Source organism: Actinomadura terrae, assembly GCF_022751215.1.
GTDB lineage: Bacteria > Actinomycetota > Actinomycetes > Streptosporangiales > Streptosporangiaceae > Spirillospora > Spirillospora terrae.
This window is the reverse complement of the sequence record NZ_JAICDG010000002.1, coordinates 896,968-913,527: the sequence shown is the minus strand read 5'-3', so window position 1 is coordinate 913,527 and position 16,560 is coordinate 896,968. Positions and strand designations below refer to the sequence as shown.

At 69.6% G+C, this 16,560-nt stretch carries 15 protein-coding genes; 4 read left to right on the top strand and 11 right to left on the bottom strand.

Annotated features, from left to right (window positions below):
* Nucleotides 1-25: 25 nt before the first annotated feature.
* From K2F47_RS14260 to K2F47_RS14250, 3 genes are all read right to left on the bottom strand, one after another.
* Nucleotides 26-2,212, bottom strand: coding sequence for a hypothetical protein (locus tag K2F47_RS14260; protein WP_242903331.1), 2,187 nt, complete (start codon nucleotides 2,210-2,212; stop codon nucleotides 26-28).
* The gene (locus tag K2F47_RS14255) at nucleotides 2,209-2,952 is read right to left on the bottom strand and encodes a hypothetical protein (RefSeq protein WP_242903330.1); all 744 of its coding nucleotides are present in this window, start codon (nucleotides 2,950-2,952) and stop codon (nucleotides 2,209-2,211) included. Before K2F47_RS14255 ends, K2F47_RS14260 begins: the two co-directional genes overlap by 4 nt.
* A 69-nt stretch (nucleotides 2,953-3,021) precedes the next feature.
* Nucleotides 3,022-3,654, bottom strand: coding sequence for a Crp/Fnr family transcriptional regulator (locus tag K2F47_RS14250; protein WP_242903329.1), 633 nt, complete (start codon nucleotides 3,652-3,654; stop codon nucleotides 3,022-3,024).
* Between the two features lie 129 nt (nucleotides 3,655-3,783).
* Between K2F47_RS14250 and K2F47_RS14245 the strand changes: the two genes are divergently transcribed.
* A complete protein-coding gene (locus tag K2F47_RS14245) occupies nucleotides 3,784-4,188 on the top strand; it encodes a nitroreductase family deazaflavin-dependent oxidoreductase (protein ID WP_242903328.1) in 405 nt (134 codons plus the stop codon).
* Nucleotides 4,189-4,231: 43 nt separating this feature from the next.
* Here the strand turns inward: K2F47_RS14245 and K2F47_RS41365 are convergent, their stop codons facing one another.
* From K2F47_RS41365 to K2F47_RS14225, 4 genes are read right to left on the bottom strand one after another with little or no spacing between them, the layout of a single operon-like run.
* Nucleotides 4,232-6,007 (bottom strand): ABC transporter ATP-binding protein, encoded by a 1,776-nt coding sequence (locus K2F47_RS41365; RefSeq protein WP_242903327.1) that lies wholly within the window; start codon nucleotides 6,005-6,007, stop codon nucleotides 4,232-4,234.
* A gap of 1 nt (nucleotide 6,008) precedes the next feature.
* Nucleotides 6,009-6,908, bottom strand: coding sequence for an ABC transporter permease (locus K2F47_RS14235; RefSeq protein WP_242903326.1), 900 nt, complete (start codon nucleotides 6,906-6,908; stop codon nucleotides 6,009-6,011).
* An 11-nt stretch (nucleotides 6,909-6,919) separates the two neighbouring features.
* Nucleotides 6,920-7,921 carry an ABC transporter permease gene (locus tag K2F47_RS14230; protein ID WP_242903325.1) on the bottom strand — a complete coding sequence of 334 codons (1,002 nt, stop codon included), beginning with the start codon at nucleotides 7,919-7,921 and terminating at the stop codon, nucleotides 6,920-6,922.
* A 43-nt stretch (nucleotides 7,922-7,964) separates the two neighbouring features.
* Nucleotides 7,965-9,521, bottom strand: a complete 1,557-nt coding sequence (locus tag K2F47_RS14225) for an ABC transporter substrate-binding protein (protein WP_242903324.1) — start codon at nucleotides 9,519-9,521, stop codon at nucleotides 7,965-7,967.
* 227 nt (nucleotides 9,522-9,748) lie between these two features.
* Here K2F47_RS14225 and K2F47_RS14220 point away from each other — a divergent pair, with 227 nt between their 5' ends.
* Nucleotides 9,749-10,213 (top strand): cupin domain-containing protein, encoded by a 465-nt coding sequence (locus K2F47_RS14220; RefSeq protein WP_242903323.1) that lies wholly within the window; start codon nucleotides 9,749-9,751, stop codon nucleotides 10,211-10,213.
* Nucleotides 10,214-10,293: 80 nt separating this feature from the next.
* Here K2F47_RS14220 and K2F47_RS14215 read toward each other — a convergent pair whose 3' ends face one another.
* From K2F47_RS14215 to K2F47_RS14200, 4 genes are all read right to left on the bottom strand, one after another.
* Complete coding sequence (locus K2F47_RS14215) at nucleotides 10,294-11,328, bottom strand: LacI family DNA-binding transcriptional regulator (RefSeq protein ID WP_242903322.1); 1,035 nt, start codon at nucleotides 11,326-11,328, stop codon at nucleotides 10,294-10,296.
* A 175-nt stretch (nucleotides 11,329-11,503) separates the two neighbouring features.
* Nucleotides 11,504-11,815: a hypothetical protein gene (locus K2F47_RS14210; protein ID WP_242903321.1), complete on the bottom strand. Its 312-nt coding sequence runs from the start codon at nucleotides 11,813-11,815 to the stop codon at nucleotides 11,504-11,506.
* A gap of 320 nt (nucleotides 11,816-12,135) precedes the next feature.
* The gene (locus K2F47_RS14205) at nucleotides 12,136-13,731 is read right to left on the bottom strand and encodes a multicopper oxidase family protein (protein ID WP_242903320.1); all 1,596 of its coding nucleotides are present in this window, start codon (nucleotides 13,729-13,731) and stop codon (nucleotides 12,136-12,138) included.
* Nucleotides 13,724-14,134 (bottom strand): hypothetical protein, encoded by a 411-nt coding sequence (locus K2F47_RS14200; RefSeq protein WP_242903319.1) that lies wholly within the window; start codon nucleotides 14,132-14,134, stop codon nucleotides 13,724-13,726. The genes K2F47_RS14205 and K2F47_RS14200 overlap by 8 nt, the downstream gene beginning before the upstream one ends.
* A gap of 106 nt (nucleotides 14,135-14,240) precedes the next feature.
* On the opposite strand from K2F47_RS14200, the gene K2F47_RS14195 reads away from it, so the two are divergent.
* Together K2F47_RS14195 and K2F47_RS14190 are read left to right on the top strand one after the other, a co-directional pair.
* Nucleotides 14,241-15,155: a LysR family transcriptional regulator gene (locus tag K2F47_RS14195; RefSeq protein WP_242903318.1), complete on the top strand. Its 915-nt coding sequence runs from the start codon at nucleotides 14,241-14,243 to the stop codon at nucleotides 15,153-15,155.
* Between the two features lie 83 nt (nucleotides 15,156-15,238).
* Complete coding sequence (locus tag K2F47_RS14190) at nucleotides 15,239-15,862, top strand: DUF4360 domain-containing protein (RefSeq protein WP_242903317.1); 624 nt, start codon at nucleotides 15,239-15,241, stop codon at nucleotides 15,860-15,862.
* Nucleotides 15,863-16,560: the final 698 nt, after the last annotated feature.

Sequence of the window (16,560 nt, the reverse complement as noted above, 5' to 3'; positions counted from 1 at the left end):
GACCCCCCGGCAACCCCGCGCGTCGTCAGTCAGAGGTGTCGCGGACGAACAGCGAACTGACCCACACCCAGAGCATGAACAGCAGCCGTTTCCACTCCGGGTAGAGCAGCCGGACCAGGACGTCGTTCTTCACCCCGTTCCGGCCTGGGCCGGTCAGCACCCACCGCCGGACGATGCCGAGCACGACCGCCCGGCTCAGGAGGTCGCCGCCCGCCGCCCCCTCGATCATCGCCACGATGCGCGGGCGCAGCTCCGGGAACCGGGCCGCCGTGTCCAGCCACAGCCGGAATGCGCCCTCGAACCCGGCGAATCCGCCCTGGCCCATCGCCTGCGCCGCGATCGCCACCGCCCACGCCGGGGCGCACGCGACCGGGTCGACGGCGCCCGGCTCCAGCAGCAGCACGGGGACGCCGTCCGGGGACCGCTCGGCGGCCAGCATCAGGAAGATCTCCGTGCCCAGCACCGAGGACGGGCCGGGACGCTCCGCCCACACCAGCGCCGCCTGGAGGACGTGGGCCCGGTACCCGCCGCCCGCCAGCGTCCGCGCGGCCTCCACCACCAGCGGACGGACCCGCTCGCCGCACGCCGCGAGCTGCTCCATCACCTCCAGCACCGTCCGCAGCCGCGTCCTGTCGGGTGTCGGCGCTTGATATTCCGAGGGCAGCGGACGGTCGTGCTCGGCGAGCAGGATCTGGAGCCCGATCCGCGCCCGGTTGAACATGTCCTTCTGCGACTGGAGGTTCATGGCGGTCCGGCACCAGATCAGCACCGTCTGGAACACCTGCTCGGGGTGGACGGCCGCGAGCGCCCGCACCACCTTGAACACCTCGTCCTGGACGACCTCGTCGCCGTAGGTGCCGAGGTGCTTCAACCGGGTCAGCGCCACCGACACGTGCGTCTGCCCGAGCACCTGACAGACCTGCGCCACCGTCAGCTTCAGCGTCTGCGACGTCCGCCGCTCCGTGGACCACGCGTAGAGCTGCCGCCGCACACGCCCGCCCACGCGCGGGTGCAGGCACGTCCTGGCCAGAGCGATGTAGGACAGGTCGGCGGCCATGTGCCGGTCCGCCCACGCCGCCGCCTTCCGCAGAATCTTGTCCACCGCGTCGTGCTCGGCGGCGAGGTCGGCGAACACCTCGACCAGCTTGCCGCGCAGCTCGAAACGCAGGTCCACGTCGTCGTCGAGGGGCAGCGCCGACAGCCAGGTCAGCAGGTCCGTCCGCGTCAGCGGGTAGTCGTCCCACACGTGCCGCAGGACGGACTCGGCGTAGCCTTGGCGCCGGAACACGAGCCGGTCGCCCGCCCGCTCGGCGCCGAGCAGCTCGTTCAACCCGGTGGACGGGCACCATACGAGCCCGCCGCCCTCCGGCCGGATGTTGAGCTGGCGAGCCAACGACATCGCCGCCCCGTACACGCTGGTCTCGTCCGCCGGCGCGATCGTCGCGGCGGCGATCATCAACGCCTGGTCCCGGGGCTCGTTGTTCTTGGCGAACCAGGTGCGCAACTGCTCGTTCCACCGGAGGTAGACCTGCTCGACCTCATGCTCGTCGCCGATCGAGGCGGCGAGCTCGGCGAGGCGGCGCGCGTCGGCGGGCGTCGCGTTCCGGAGCAGCGCCGGTGCGCGCGACCAGTTCCACCAGCCCGTCCGGGCGAGGCCCCGGCGCGACAGCCACGCCCGGTACACCGCCTCCGGCGGCGGCGGGAACACCGGGTACACCGGCAGGAACTCCTTGACGTCCTCCAGGTCCGCCGCCGACCCCACCACGAGCAGATATCCCCCGGCCGCCTGCACCGCCTCCATGCAGGCCCGCAACCGCGAGTCGCCCTCGTCCCCGGCGCGCACGAGATAGCCCTGCGGCTTCAGGACGCCGATCTGCTCCACGTCCTCTTTATCCATGGAGAACTGCCGGATCTTCAGGTCCGGGCGCAGCTGCCGCAGCGCGGCGACGGCGGTCGTCGTGGCACCCGTCCCGGGCGCGCTCACGAGCCCCACCGCGTGGTACTCGTGCAGGGTGCCGACGATCTCCTCGTGGTTGGGCACGGGCACGTACCCCGCGACCCGGTCGGCGATCTCCCCCTCCGACAGCACCATCGACGGCTGCCGCGTGACGAAATGGAGCTGGGTCAGGACGAGGTCGCCCGACACCCGGTTCCCGATCGCGGCCTGCGCCCCGTCCCCGCTGATCGTGACGTCCTCGATGGGCTGCGTCATCGCCATTCCTGCCTGAGGTCACCGGCGACCGTGTTGCCGATCGCCGCCTGCACGTCGTCACCGGAGATCGTGATGCCGCTGATCGACGGGCCAGGAGGCGGGGGCGGCGGCGCGGGCTTCGCCGGGGGGCCGCCCTGGTCGCCGGGCCCCCGGGACGGGGTGGGGACGTACAGGTAGGCCGGACGCTCGAACTGCTTCACCTTGACCGCGACCTCCGTGAACTGGCTCTCGCGCAGGCCCGTCCGTCCGCCCGCGACGTAGACGCTGAACAGCTCCGCCGACAGCAGGAACGCCGCGTAGGTCACCGCCGGGTCGCTGCGCTCCAGGGCCCAGCGCAGGGGATCGGCGTCGAGGAGCCGGTTGACGTCGATGGTCGCGGTCGAGATGCCCGGCGCCTCCGGACGATCGTCGTCCACCAACCCGATGTGCAGCGCCACCCGCAGCCGCAACCGCATCTCGGCGGCCCGCAGCCTCGGCGCCGCCGCGCGCAACTCGTCCTGGAGGTGGCGGGGGAACGGGTCGACGAGGCGCGGCGCCACCTCGTGCGGCAGGATCGCGAGGATTCCGTCGCCCGTGCTCTCCACGAACCGGACGGAACTCCACGCCTCCGCCAGCCCGCTCCGGTCGAACGCGGCGCCGAGCGCGCGCCGGATCGCCATGTGCAGCCCGGGCAGCTGCGCGTCGGTGTGGGCGCTGAACCGCTCGGCGTCGACGACGAGCAGCGCGCGGAACGTTTCCATGATCGTCTCTCCCGGGGGCTGGATGTCCCGTCCACCATGCAGCCGTCCGAACACCCTGTGTGTCCGGAATCAGACAGAACCGTGTCCCGAATCGGCCAGGGCGCGCAGCCCCGGACGGTCGAGGATGACGACCCTCCCCCGCTCGGTCACGACCAGCCCCCGGTCCCGTAACCGCGCCAGCTCGGCGGCGACCACCCCGCGGGACAGCCCCACCGCCTGCCCGATCTCCAGCTGGCCGAGCCACACCGTCTCCCCCGAGGCCGCGGCAAGTCTCAGCAGCGCCCGCGCTACCCGCGTCCCGGCGGGCAGCGTGGCGATCTCACCCCGCCACGCCTCCGCCTCCCGGAACCGCCGCACGGCGCGGCGCAGCAGCTCGTCCTGCAACCGGGTCGAACGCACCAGCGCGCGGAACCGCTCCGCCGCCACGACCCGCGTCTCGCACGCGTCGATGGCCACGACCGTCGCCGACCGGTCGTCCCCGCCGAGCACGGCGATCTCGCCGAGCAGCTCCCCCGGCCCGCGGACGGCCAGCAGCAGCACCTCGCCCTGGGGCAGCGTGAGCAGCACCTTCACCCGTCCCGACACCAGGACCAGCACATGCGTCGGCGGATCCCCCTGCCGCAGCACGACCTCCCCGGCGCCGAACCGCCGTTCGGTGCCCTCCGCGATCAGCCGGGTCCACATATCCGCCGAGACGTCCACCCTTCCTGTGTGCCACAGACCTCCGTCCCGGACCAGGTGCGGGTGTCCCTGTCTCAGCGGGACGCCCACCGCGGGAAAGGGCGGCGTATGTTGGGCCGAGAAGATGATCATCGACGGGAGGGAAACCCGGTGCTGTACGGCCCCGAGCACGTGCGCCGCTACGAGGAGACCGACGGCGAGGTCGGGCACGACTGGGAGAACGGCGCGCCCGTCCTCATCCTGACCACCACGGGGCGCAGGAGCGGCGTGGACCGCAAGAGCCCGCTGATCTACCAGGAGCACGACGGGGCCTACGTGCTCGTGGCGTCCGACGGCGGCGCCCCGGTCAACCCGAACTGGTACCGGAACCTCAAGGCGAACCCCGAGGTGAAGGTGCAGGTCAAAGGCGACAGGTTCGCCGCCAGGGCGCGGGACGCGAGCGCCGCCGAGCGCGCGGCGGTGTGGCCCAAGATGGTCGCCGTGTGGCCGAACTACGAGAAGTACCGGACGTCGATCGACCGCGAGATCCCGGTGGTGTTCCTGGACCGGATCTGAGAGAGCGCGGGCGACCCGCCGGAACCGGGGCCGCCCGCGTCACCTAAACAGCGCGTTCGTAGGGGTCGGGCACTTCGAGCGTGGCCGCGACAAGGGCCTGCGTGTACGGGTGCGACGGCGATGTGAGCACCGCTTCCGCGCTGCCCGACTCGACGAGCCGCCCTTCGCTCAGGACCGCGACGCGATCCGCGATGCTGCGCACCACCGCCAGATCGTGGGTGACGAAGACCATCGACAATCCGTCGGTGAGCAGCGAGCGCAGCAGTTCCACCACGGCCGCCTGCACCGACACGTCCAGGGCCGACGTCACCTCGTCGCAGATGAGAAGTGTCGGTTCGCAGACGAGTGCGCGCGCGATCGCGACGCGCTGGCGTTCCCCTCCCGACAGTTCCGCCGGGTAACGGCCCGCGAGGCGCGCGGACATCTCCACGCGTTCGAGGGCCTCCGCCACCCGCTTCCTGGCCTCGCTCCCGCCTATACCGAAGTAGTGCCGTAGGGGGACGGCCAGGCTGCTTTCGACGGTGCGGCGCGGATTCAGCGAGGCGTATGGGTTCTGGAACACGTACTGCAATCCGCGGCGAGTCTCCTTACCGCGATCGGCCGCCCGCGCCGGGATCGGCGCGCCCTCGAAGGTCAGGGTTCCCGTCTGCTCCTCGTGCAGCCCCACGAGGCAGCGCGACATCGTGGTCTTGCCGCTGCCCGACTCGCCGACGAGGGCCAGGCATTCGCCCTGGGCGAGGCCGAAGGAGACGTCGAAGAGAATCTGCCTGCCCGCGTATCCGGCGTTGAGCTTGGAGACGGAAAACATGTCGTGTTCCCCGTCTGTGGCCGCGCGCGTCTCGTTCGGACGTGGCTGGATTCTGGGTGTTCGCGCCACCTCGTCCATGCGCAGGCAGCGCGCCAGCGTTTGCGAGGGGCCGGGCAGGAGTTCTGGACGGGTCGTCCCGCATTCATCGATCGCGTGGTCGCAGCGCGGCGCGAAAACGCATCCGTTCCGCTTCTCGGCGGCGCTCGGGGCGCGCCCGGGAATGGAGACGAGCCGGTGCCGGTGCGACGCGGACGGGACGGCGGCCAGCAGCGCGCGGGTGTAGGGATGCGCGGGGCGGATCAACACGTCCCGGTCGGTGCCGCTTTCGAGCACCTCACCGCCGTACATGACGGTGACGTAGTCGGCGACGTCGGCCACGACCGCGAGGTCGTGCGAAACATAGATCGCCGCCATGTCGTGTTCGCGGCACAGTTCGCGCACCATTTCGAGCACGCGGGCCTGGGTGGAGACGTCGAGCCCGGTCGTCGGCTCGTCGAGCACGATCAGCCGGGGGCCCGCCGCGATCGCCATCGCGATGGCCACGCGTTGCTGCTGCCCGCCGGAGAGCTGCCGGGGACGGCGTTTGAGGAACGCGTCGTCACTCGGCAGCCCCACGCTCTCCAGCAGTTTCCGGACGCGCGGGAGCGCCTCGCGTTTCGGCATTCGCAGCCCCTCGGTCAGCTGCGTCGAAAGGCTCAGGCTCGGATTCAGCGCGGTCGCCGGGTCCTGCGGGACATAGGCGACCCGGCTTCCCCGCGCGCGCTGCAACTCGGCTTCGGGGAGGGCGAGCAGATCGACCCCGTCGATGACCACCCGTCCGCCCGTGATGGTCGCGCCCTGGCGCGCGAATCCGAGCAGGGCGAGCGCGAGCGTGCTCTTTCCGGAGCCCGACTCGCCGACCACGCCCATGACCTCGCCCCGGCCGAGTTCGAAGGAGATGTCCTGGACGATGTCGTTCCCGGTCGCGTCGACCGTCACGGTGACGCCGGAGACCCGCACCTCTTTCGCCACTTCAGCCCTTCCCTTCCGTGCGGCCGACCGTCCGGGCGACGGATTCGGCGACGAGGTTGCCCCCGAGCGCCATCATGAGGATCAGTGCGATCGGCCCGAGAACCGGAAGGGGCGCGGCCGCGAGCCCGTCCTGGTTCTCCCCGACCATCAGGCCCCAGTCCGCCGCGGGCGGCGCGATACCGAAACCGAGATAGCTCAGCGAGGAGATCGCGCCGACGGCCCAGACCAGCCGCATTCCGGCCTCCACCATGAGCGGCGACGTCACCCCCGGCAGCACTTCCCGAAAGAGAATCCACGCGGACGGCAGCCCGTTCGCCTTCGCCCAGAGCACGTGGTCGCCTCCGGCCACCGGAATGGCCGCCCCGCGCATCACGCGCGACACCCCGGGCACGAACGCCACGCCGACGAGCACCGAGGTCAGCAGCGTGTTCCGGCCGAGCATGGACACGAAGAGGAGCACGAACACGATTTCGGGGAAGCTCAGCAGGACGTCCATCGCGCGCATGAGCAGCACGTCGATCGCTCCCCCCTTGTAGGCGGCGGTGAGGCCGACGAGGGTGCCGAGGAGAACGCCGATTCCGGCGGCGAGAACCGCCATCCACGTAAGGCTGAGGCCACCGTAGAGAAGGCGGCTCAGAACGTCCCGGCCGAGCAGGTCGGTGCCGAGGAGGAATTCGCCGCTCGGCCCCTCCAGCGGGCGTCCGACGATGGCGTCCGGCGCGTGCGGAGCGAGAAGGCGACCGAACAGGGCCAGCAGCCCGACCGTCGCGAGCAGCCCGACGCCGAGCCGCCCCTGCCCGGTGCGGACGGCGCGTCCGAGCACCGAAAGGCCGCTTCTCTCGTCCATCGGCGCGTCGGCCGGATTCCGCACCGCGATCACCGGGGCCTGGTCCGTTGTCATCGCCGCCTCCTTCATCGCGGCCCGCTCATGGCCGCGAACACGTCCGCGAGAAGGTTGAAGAGGTAGTAGGAGGTCGCGAGCGTGAGCAGGCACGCCTGCATCACGGGCAGGTCGTGGGAGTTCACGGCGGCGACGACCGCCGTTCCGAGGCCGGGATAGGAATAGACGTACTCGACCACGACGACGCCCGTGATGGTGATCGCCGCGACGAGGCCCGCCGCCGGAAGGCTCGCCGCGACCGCGTTGGGAAGGGCGTGCCGGAAAAGGACGCGGCGCCGTCCGAGCCCCTTCAGTTTCGCCGTCTGGACGTATTCGCTGTTCATCGCGTCGATGAACGACGCGCGCACCAGGCGTCCGAGATACATCACGCCCATGAGCGTGAGCGTGGCGACCGGAAGGACGAGCGACGCCGGATGCCACCAGGGCATGTCTCCCGGCGGAATGTTCGAGACCCCGGGCAGCACACCGAGCACCGACGTGGCGAAGAACGCGATCAGCAGCATTCCCACGACGAACGCGGGAAGTGCCGTGAAAAGCGACGACACGGCGACGAAGGCCTTGTCCAGGACGCTGTCGCGCCGGTGGGCGCTCGCCACACCGACGACCACCGCGAGCGGGATGATCAGCACCAGCGAGACGAATCCCAGCGTGAACGAGTTGAACATTCTGGGGCCGACCACGTCGGCCACCGGCTCGCCGTTCTGGAGGGAGTTCCCCATCCGTCCCGTGAGGACGCCGGTGAGCCAGTGCCAGTACTGGGAGGCGAGCGGCTCGTCGAGCCGGAGCTGGTGCCTGAGGCTCGCCACCTGCGCGGCCGTCGCGTCCTTGCCGAGGATGATCCGCGCCACGTCCCCCGGCAGCGCCTGCGTCACGAGAAAGAGCAGCAGCGAGACCAGGAACAGCACGACCACGCCGAGGACGAGGCGGCCCGCCAGCCACCGCATCGTCGCGCCCTCGGCGTCCGGTGGTGAACCGCGATGGAGAATGCGTTTCCGCGTCGCGAGTTGAGACATGACAACCTCTGTCGTTCGCGTGGGGTGGGAAGAACGTGAACTGTCAGTTCCCGACCGTCACGTTCGTCAGGAAGGAGAGCGGGCGGCCGCTCACGTCCGGTACGAGACCGCGGACCTTGCCCTGATAGGGCAGCAGGGCGTTGACGAACGCGGGCGTCACCGTCGCCCCCTGCTCGTACTCGATCTCGTGCATCCGGTTCATGATCGAGCACTGCCGCGATTCGGGTGCGGTGAACAGTTCGCCGGCGAGCTTGGCGAAGGCGGCGTTGTTCCAGTGGGTGGCGTTTCCGACGCGTTCGGGAAGGAGGGTCCCGATCACGGTCGGGAGGTAGGGCAGCGTGTTGAAGTCGATGAACACCGGCCACCGGCCCCATTTCGACAGCAGTTCCGGGACCGTGACGATGTTGACCTTGACCTTCACTCCGGCCTTCGCCGCGTTCTCGGAGAACACCTGGGCGAGTTCCTGCATGCCGGGCAGCAGGCCGTCGGTCGTGATGGAGAACGACAACCCGCTCTGCCCCGCGTCCGCGAGAAGCCGCTTCGCCTTTTCTATGTCCTGCGTGCGCTGCGGAACGGCCGGGGCGGGGCAGCGCGGCGTCCCTCCCTCGTGGTCGTTCGCCACCCGCGCGTATCCCCCGAACGCGTTCGACACGACCTGCTGCCGGTCGACCAGAAGGCGCAGCGCCTGCCGCACCCGCACATCGTCGAACGGCGCGACCGTCGTGTTGAATCCGATCCGCAGCGTGAAGTCGCCCTTGCTGTCGAGCAGCTTGACGCCGTTCCGGCCGCCGAGCGTCCGCGCGATGGTCGGGGTCGCGCCGGAGGCGACGTCCACCTGGTCGGACAGCAGGGCGTTCGCCTGGGCCTGCTGGCTCTGGTATTCGATGATGTCGACGGTCCCGACCTTGGGCTTGGTCCCCCAGTAGCCATCGAATCGTTCCAACCTGGACTGCCGTCCGGCGGTGAAGCTCTTCACCGCGAACGGGCCCGTCCCGATCGGCTTCCCGGGCACCGATCCCGCCTTGGTCATGGGCAGGAAGACGTTCGCCCATATCTCCTTGAACGGCCCGAAGGGCTTGGTCAGACCGACCCGGACGGTGAGCTTGTCCACCGCCTTCACCGCGTCCGGATCGACCCTTTCGATGAACGCCTGCCCCTGGGCGGCGTGCTTCGGATCGCGCAGGTACTTGATGCTCGCCACGACGTCGGCGGAGGTGAACTCGGTTCCGTCGGTGAACCGGACGCCCGGCCGGAGCTTGATCGTCCACTCGTCGAAGTCCGCGTTCGGAGTCATGTCGGTGGCGAGGCCCCATTCGAGCTTCCCGGTGGGGTCCAGGTGGGTGAGGCCCTCGTAGAGCTGCGCGCTCCGGAGTTCCTGGGTGGGGCTCTGGTTGCTCGCGTAGGGGTTGAGGCTCTCGCCCGCGTCGGTGGCGGCCGCGATGCGGAGCGTGCCGCTCGCTCCTCCGCCCGCACGGTCGGCGGGCGCGCAGCCCGCGAGCGTCGCGGCGGTGAGGGCGGCGCCGGTCGCGGCGCCGAGCAGTGTGAACGAGCGGGCGCCTGACGCGGCGGCGGGTCGTGAGCGTAGGGGGCGACGAGACACTGGCTGACTCCAGTTCCGAGTGGGGCGGGCGCCCATCTAATCCATTAGATCAACTGGCGTTCGCATGACCCCGAACGAACGTCGCACCAGGGTACGTCGCCTTCTGGCCAGGGGGAAGAGGGTTCTACGAACCTGTTTCACGCGTCCCGGAGGTGTATCTAATCGATTAGAACAGTGCTAGCGTCTGCGCGGACCGGGCAAGGGAAGCACAGGGAAGTAGAGGGACGATGGCCAGTCCGTACGAGCACCTGTTCGTGAGGAAGATGCAGAGCTGCATCGACGACCTCGTCAACGAGGGAGCCGCCGCCGGTGTCGTCGAACCCGACAACGTCGGCGCGGCGCTCGCCCTCATGCGGGCCCAGGAGGTCCCGCAGAGCAAGATCCACCTGACCTACACCTGGATCGGCGAGTGCGACGAGCCCGTCCAGTGGGTGAAGGAGCACGAGCACGACTACGACGAGGTCCTGATCTGGCACGGCAACGACCCGGACGACGTGGACGACCTCGGGGCCGAGATCTACCTCGACATCGAGGGCGTCCGCCACACGATCACGACCAGCGGCGCCGTCTACCTCCCCGCGGGCGTCCGGCACTGCCCGCTCGGCTTCAACCGGGTCGACCGCCCGTTCCGCTTCAGCGCCCTGTCGCTGAGCCCGAACTACCAGTCGGACGAGCACGAGCCCAAGCCGTAGCCCGTCCCCTCAGACGTCGGTCCCGCCGCGTGGCCCTCGCGGCGGGACCGACCTTGCTTTCTGGGCGCGGTTCGGGACGGTCAGCGGTCGCCGGACGCGCCGTGCCCGCATCCGCAGGTCACGCCGATGCTGAGCGTGCCGTCCAGCACGACCGAGGTGCCCGCGGGGCCGCCCTCGTAGAAGGTCTCCTCCAGGACATCGAAGGCGCGGACGGCGAGCTCTTCGAGCGGGAGCCGGACGGTGGTCAGCGGAATGCTGCCGAGCCGCGCCTCCCTGATGCCGTCGAATCCGACGACTGCGACGTCCTCGGGGACGCGCAGCCCGAGGCTCGTCGCCGCGCGGATCGTCACGAGCGCCTGCTCGTCGGTCGTGGCGTAGATCGCGCGCGGCCGGTCCTCCCCCGCGAGAACGGGCCGCACCGCCGTCTCCGCCTCGACCCGGTCGAAGGAGACCCGGACGAGCCTGTCCTCGGTGGGCAGGCCCGCGCCCTCCATCGCCCGGCGCCAGCCGCCCTCCCGGCCCACCGCCGGACCCGCGTCGAGTTCCCCGGCGACGCAGAAGATGTCCTCGTAGCCATGCCGGAGCAGGTGTTCGACGACGAGCCGCGCGCCCTGGAAGTCGTTGAACGTCACGCTCGGCGAGGTCGTGTCGGGGGCGGCCCACTGGATGTAGACGCGGGGGGTCTCGTCGTCCTGCCGCGCCTGCTCGCCGGTCGTCACGAACATCCCGCGCGGACGCAGGTCGGAGAACGCCTCGGCGTACTCGTCCCCGAGCGACGTCCCGTACCCGGTGTTGCCGAGCAGCGTGAGCAGGCCCCGGCGGCGTCCCTCCGCCTCGATGTAGCGCGACAGCTCGCCGAAGAAGGCGTTCGCGGTGTCGGGCACCAGCAGGCCGACGAGGTTGGACCGGCCGCCGCTCAAGGCCCCGGCGAGCGGGTTGCGCCGGTAGCCGAGCATCTGAATGGCCTCTTCGACCTTCACCCGCGTCTTGGCCGACACCGGACGCGGCCCGCCGTTGAGCACGTAGCTGACGACGGCCGTCGAGGTGCCCGCGAGGCGTCCGACGTCGAGGAGCGTCGGCCTGCGCGCGGGACGCGCCGTGCTGTCGCCTCCCACGCTCCTGCTCCCTGTCACTGTCGCCCGGGACTCCGGGATCCGTCCCGCGCCACCGCCCGTGACGTGGTCACCCCTCATTTTAGGGCACGTGCGGAACGGCGGCCCGCGCCCCGAGACCATGCGGGTGCGGGCGGCCCGCCGAAGCCGGGCCGCCCGCACCGTCAGGCGGACTGGGTCAGTTCTCCCAGAAGAAGCTGACCCGGACACGCAGGTTGGAGCCCCATTCGATGTTGGCCCAGACCCGCACTCCGCCCTGGAACGGCGAGACGTTGTGGATGGTCAGGCGGGCCGCCCCGATGAACGGGACGCCGTTGGCGTCGAGCTCGGTGATGGACGCGGTGACCCGCGAGTTGGGCGTGAACACGCCTGAGGTGGCGGTGAGGATGACCTGGCCGTGGGTGGTGAAGGTGGCCGTGCCGGTGAAGACGGCGTCGACGTCGCGCTCGGTCACGCCTGCCAGGTCCGACTGTATGTTCGGCAGATCCATGGGACCTTCCTTTCGAGAGGTGGGGTGCCGTTCGGCGCAGCGGCCGAGCGCCCGGCCTGGCGCGCTCCGGAGCCGGACGGCGTACGCCGGTTCCGCCGAGGAAGACCCCCAGAGCGCTACAGATGATCCACTTCGATCAAACCGCTACAACTGCTGCGCATGCCACCGACGGTAACTCTCCCCTCACATACGGACAAGAGTCCGTCGCACGGAGGCAGGATGCTGTCACCCAGCGGCTACCTGGCCCTCTGAGATCACGACACCGCCCTCATCACCGTGGTCCAATGCGCCGAACCCGGCGTGCCAACGCCTCCGCGCCGTCAGGTGATCTCCAGGTTGGCCATCATCCCCATGTCCTCGTGTTCGGCATTGTGGCAGTGGAAGAGGTAGCGACCCCGGTAGCCGTCGAACCGGGTGATGATCTCCGCCGATTCGCCGGGACGCAGGGAAACGGTGTCCTTCAGGCCCGCGTCCTGTGGCAGTGGCGTCCGGCCGCTGCGGGAGAGCACCCGGAAACCGACCAGATGCAGATGGACGGGATGGTGGATGTCCGCCACCAGCCGCCACAGTTCGACCTCGCCGAGACCGACCTTGACGTCCGAACGCGCGGGATCGAACGGCAGCCCGCCGATCAGCCAGCCGTGTTCCCCGTGCATCCGTCCGGCGCGGAAGGAGAACTCGCGCGTCCGCACGGCGTCCGACCGGCGCCAGGTCGGAATGTCGGTCGACAGGACGCGCGGGACGCGGCTCTCGTCGGCGGCCTTGCGCGCGACCCGGAACGCCATGACGTCGGTGGTGCGGCCCGATCCCAGCCGGTTGGCGAGCCTGACCAGGCCGCCGACCGGGACGTTCGCGAAGTCGATGACCACGTCGTAGCGCTCGGCCGGGGCGATCGGCAGCCGCCGGTGCGTCACGGGCGCCGCGAGCAACCCCTGGTCGGAACCGACCTGGACGAGATCGAGGCGGCGTCCGTCGGGCCCGATCGCCTCAAGGTCGTAGTGCCGGGCGTTCGAGGCGTTCAGCACCCGCAGTCGATACCGAGCGGCATCGACCTCGGCCACGGGCCACGGAGCGCCGTTGACCAGGATCACGTCCCCGAGCACCCCGGCGAGGTAGGCACCGCGAACACCGGGCCGGTTCCGCAGCGTCGGATCGACGGTGGGATAGACGAGCGCGCCACCGTCCCCGAAAGCCCGATCCGTAATCATCAAGGGCAGTTCGCGGCGTCCCGAGGGCAGGCCGAGCGCGTCCTCAGCGTCGTCCCGGATGATATGGAGCCCGGCGAGCCCACGCCATATCGCGGGAGCGGTGAAATCCATCCGGTGGTCGTGATACCAGAGCATTGTCGGCCGCTGGTCCATCGGAAACTTGTATTCGCGCGTCAGCCTGGACACCACGGCCCGGGGATCGCTCATCTTGTGCCCGCCGCCGTGCATGCCGTGCATGCCGTGGCCCTCCTGCCATTCCTGGGGCAGGACGAGGTCGGTCGGATAACCGTCGGATTCCGGCGGTGTCCGTCCTCCATGCAGGTGGACGACGGTCGGCACGGGCAGTTCGTTGCGATGCGTCACGCTGATCGGACGACCCCGGCGCGCCTCGATCGTCGGCCCCGGGAACGTTCCGTCGTAGGTCCACAGCGGCGTCCTGAGCCCCGGCAGGATCTCCGCGCTCTCCGCACGCTGGGTCATCTCGTAACGGTCCACCCCACCCGAGGAGCTCACCGGCTTCAAAACCTTCGGAATCGGCAGCGGCACCCGGAACGCGTCCGGCAGCGGCACCGCACTGCGCAACTCCGCCCCGGTCTCCGCCGGACGGCGCGAGAACGCGGCCGAGATCGACAGCCCGGAGGCCGCCATCAGCCCGAGCGCGCCGCCGATGCCGAGCACCTGCCGCCTGCCCATCGCCCGCTCAGGCATCCGCGTCCTCCCGCCGGACGGGCCGCCACCAGACGGCGATGAACATCACGACGAGCGCGACGATGGTGATCACGCCCAGCGGGATATGCAGCCACAACGCGCCGCCCAGACCGGCGAAGTACTGCACGGTCTCCGCCGCCACCAGCGCCAGCGTCGCGAGGAACTGCCAGGCCCGGCGCAACCGGACCCAGACCACGATCCCCACGACGACCTGCACGTACCCGACCGAGGTGACGACGTTCGCACCGGCCGCGTGCCAGCGCAGACCGTCGAAGTCACCGCTCAGATACACACCGGCGAACACCGGCTGCCCGAAGATCAAAAACGCGTGCGCGCTGACGACCGCGCGCATCACCCACTCGACGGGCCTCGTCCGGCCCACACTGCCGGCCACAGCGGCCATAGGGCGACCTCCTCTCGATCGCCCATGAGGCTATGACGCAGAAGTTATCCTGTCTAAGATCAATATCGCTATGACGTTATGCTCTGACGAGCATGAAGGAGACCCGTTGGACCTAAACATGCTCACGCAGTTCCTCGCCGTGGCCCGCCTGGAGCACCTGAGCCGCGCCGCCGACGAACTTCACGTCGCCCAACCGTCGCTGAGCCGCACGATCGCCCGCCTGGAGAACGAACTCGGCACACCCCTGTTCGACCGGGGCGGACGGCTCCGGCTGAACCACGCCGGACGCCTCTTCCGCGGCTACGTCGAACGCTCCCTGGGCGAACTCGACGCGGGACGCCGCGCCGTCGCCGAGGCCGCCAGCCGGGGTTTCGGCACCGTCCGGCTGGCGTCGGAGACCTTCCTCACGCTCACCGGCCCGCTCACGGCCTACAAACGGACCCACCCCACCATCGAGATCGAACTCCACCAGATGGCCGCCGACCGGATGGCCCGCCACCTGCGCGCCCAGGACATCGACCTGTGCGCCGCGTCCCAGCCGATCCACGCCGAGAACCTTGAGAGCGCCCGCCTCCTGGACGAGGAGGTCTGGCTGGCCGCCCCACCCGACCACCCCCTGGCGGACCGCACCTCGGTATCCATCCGCGACCTCGCCGACCACCCCTTCGTGAGCGCCCGCAAAGGCCACTGGCAACGCCAGCTCCTCGACCGCCTCTTCGCCGCCGAGCACCTCACCCCGAAGATCGTCTGCGAGGGCGACGAGTCGTCCGCGATGGCGGACCTGATCAGCGCGGGCCTCGGCCTCGGCCTCGTCCCCGACATCGCCCGCCGCACGATGACCGGCCGCGCCACCACCCACGCCCCCGTCGCCTGGATCACCGTGGACGCCCCCGGCTGCCGCCGCACCCTGACCCTGTACTGGCGTGCCGCCGGCCACCTCTCCACCGCGGCCGAACTGATGCGCACCACCCTCACCACCTGGGACTGGACCACCGGCGCGCCAAAAGTTGAAAGTGAATAACAACAGAAAAGAAATCAACATTGACTGGCCCATAGGCCAAAATTATAATACCGGCAGACTTTCCACCCCACCGGAAGGCCGTCATGATAAAGGCCGGAAGCATCGCAGCCCTGGGCTCCGCCCTCACCCTGGTCCCCGCCCCGGCCTCGGCCGCCCACATCCCGCCCCCTGGAAGCGTCGCCGTCGAAATCGCGACCCTGAACGACTCAGGCTGCCCTCGGGGCACCGTGTCAGTCGACTCCGATACCGAACTCTTCAGGTTCCGCTACAGCAACTACAGCGCATTCGTCGGCCAGGGCCAGCCACCGCCGGCCTTCCGGAAGAACTGCCAGATCAGCGTGAAGGTCAGACACCCGCCGGAATACACCTACGGCATCATGAGCGTAGAGCACAGCGGCTTCGCCGACATACAAGAAGGCGCCTCAGGCACCCTGAAGTCAACCTTCGCCCTTTCCAGCCGGAAAACACCCGCGAGCACGGAGCACGTCATTCCCGGTCGCTACTCCCAAAACTGGCACTTCACCGAACAGAGCGATCTCCCCGAAGTAATCGTCAGACCCTGCGGCGAAACCAGCTTCACCACCCTCGCCACCGAACTACGAGTGGACGCGGGCACATCCGACACGACCAAGGTCAGCTTCATGAGCCTGGACTCCACCGACACCACCCTGAACAGCACCTACCGCTTCTACTGGCTGCACTGCTGAAGCGCCTGCGGCCGCCTCAATTCCCGCCGCCCGCCGCGGTGTGGAACAGGACGGTGCGCACCGCGTCCAGGGCGGTCTCGGCGGTGACCATGTGGTGCAGGACGGCGACGATGTGCCGAACGAACGCTGATGGGCCACCAGCCAGTCGAACTCCGGCTCCGACACCTCGCCGTCGGCGCCGACGATCGCCAGCAGAATCCGGCCGTAGGCGGCCGCCTCATCGGTGACCGCGCCCAACCCCGTCTGCCGCCGCCCGAAGCTACTGACCCTGATCTCCGCCACCGCGGACCCCCTCCCACCGAGTCACCCCATCGTCGATGGCCCGGAGGAACCGCGTCAGTACCGCCGGGACCAGTTCAGTGTGCGGACAAGGTGAGGTCCAACACCTGCCCGGTCGAGGAGGCGACCCCGGTGTCGGGCGACACGCCTGGGACCGGCGCCGTACGTCCGGCAATGACTACTGAAGCCATGCATAGATGACTTCGTGGTCAGATCCGCCTTACCGAGGGTCAGCCGCGGAATCGAGAAATCCAAGTTTCCGCATCCCATGAGATGATACGGCACCTATGTGACTATTGACGTATGAAAAAACTTGCTCTCGCTGCCCTTATCTGCATATTTGACAATGATCTTGTCGGGTCGTACCAAGGAGCAACGAAACCATCCCTCGGAAGGAGCAGGTGACCTCATGGCCGGCA

Coding starts and splice junctions, on each gene's coding strand:
- K2F47_RS14255 (WP_242903330.1), bottom strand. CDS start 2,952: ATGGAAACGTTCCGCGCGCTGCTCGTCGTCGACGCCGAGCGGTTCAGC.
- K2F47_RS14235 (WP_242903326.1), bottom strand. CDS start 6,908: ATGACAACGGACCAGGCCCCGGTGATCGCGGTGCGGAATCCGGCCGAC.
- K2F47_RS14190 (WP_242903317.1), top strand. CDS start 15,239: ATGATAAAGGCCGGAAGCATCGCAGCCCTGGGCTCCGCCCTCACCCTG.
- K2F47_RS14200 (WP_242903319.1), bottom strand. CDS start 14,134: ATGGCCGCTGTGGCCGGCAGTGTGGGCCGGACGAGGCCCGTCGAGTGG.
- K2F47_RS14260 (WP_242903331.1), bottom strand. CDS start 2,212: ATGACGCAGCCCATCGAGGACGTCACGATCAGCGGGGACGGGGCGCAG.
- K2F47_RS14210 (WP_242903321.1), bottom strand. CDS start 11,815: ATGGATCTGCCGAACATACAGTCGGACCTGGCAGGCGTGACCGAGCGC.
- K2F47_RS14220 (WP_242903323.1), top strand. CDS start 9,749: ATGGCCAGTCCGTACGAGCACCTGTTCGTGAGGAAGATGCAGAGCTGC.
- K2F47_RS14205 (WP_242903320.1), bottom strand. CDS start 13,731: ATGCCTGAGCGGGCGATGGGCAGGCGGCAGGTGCTCGGCATCGGCGGC.
- K2F47_RS14230 (WP_242903325.1), bottom strand. CDS start 7,921: ATGTCTCAACTCGCGACGCGGAAACGCATTCTCCATCGCGGTTCACCA.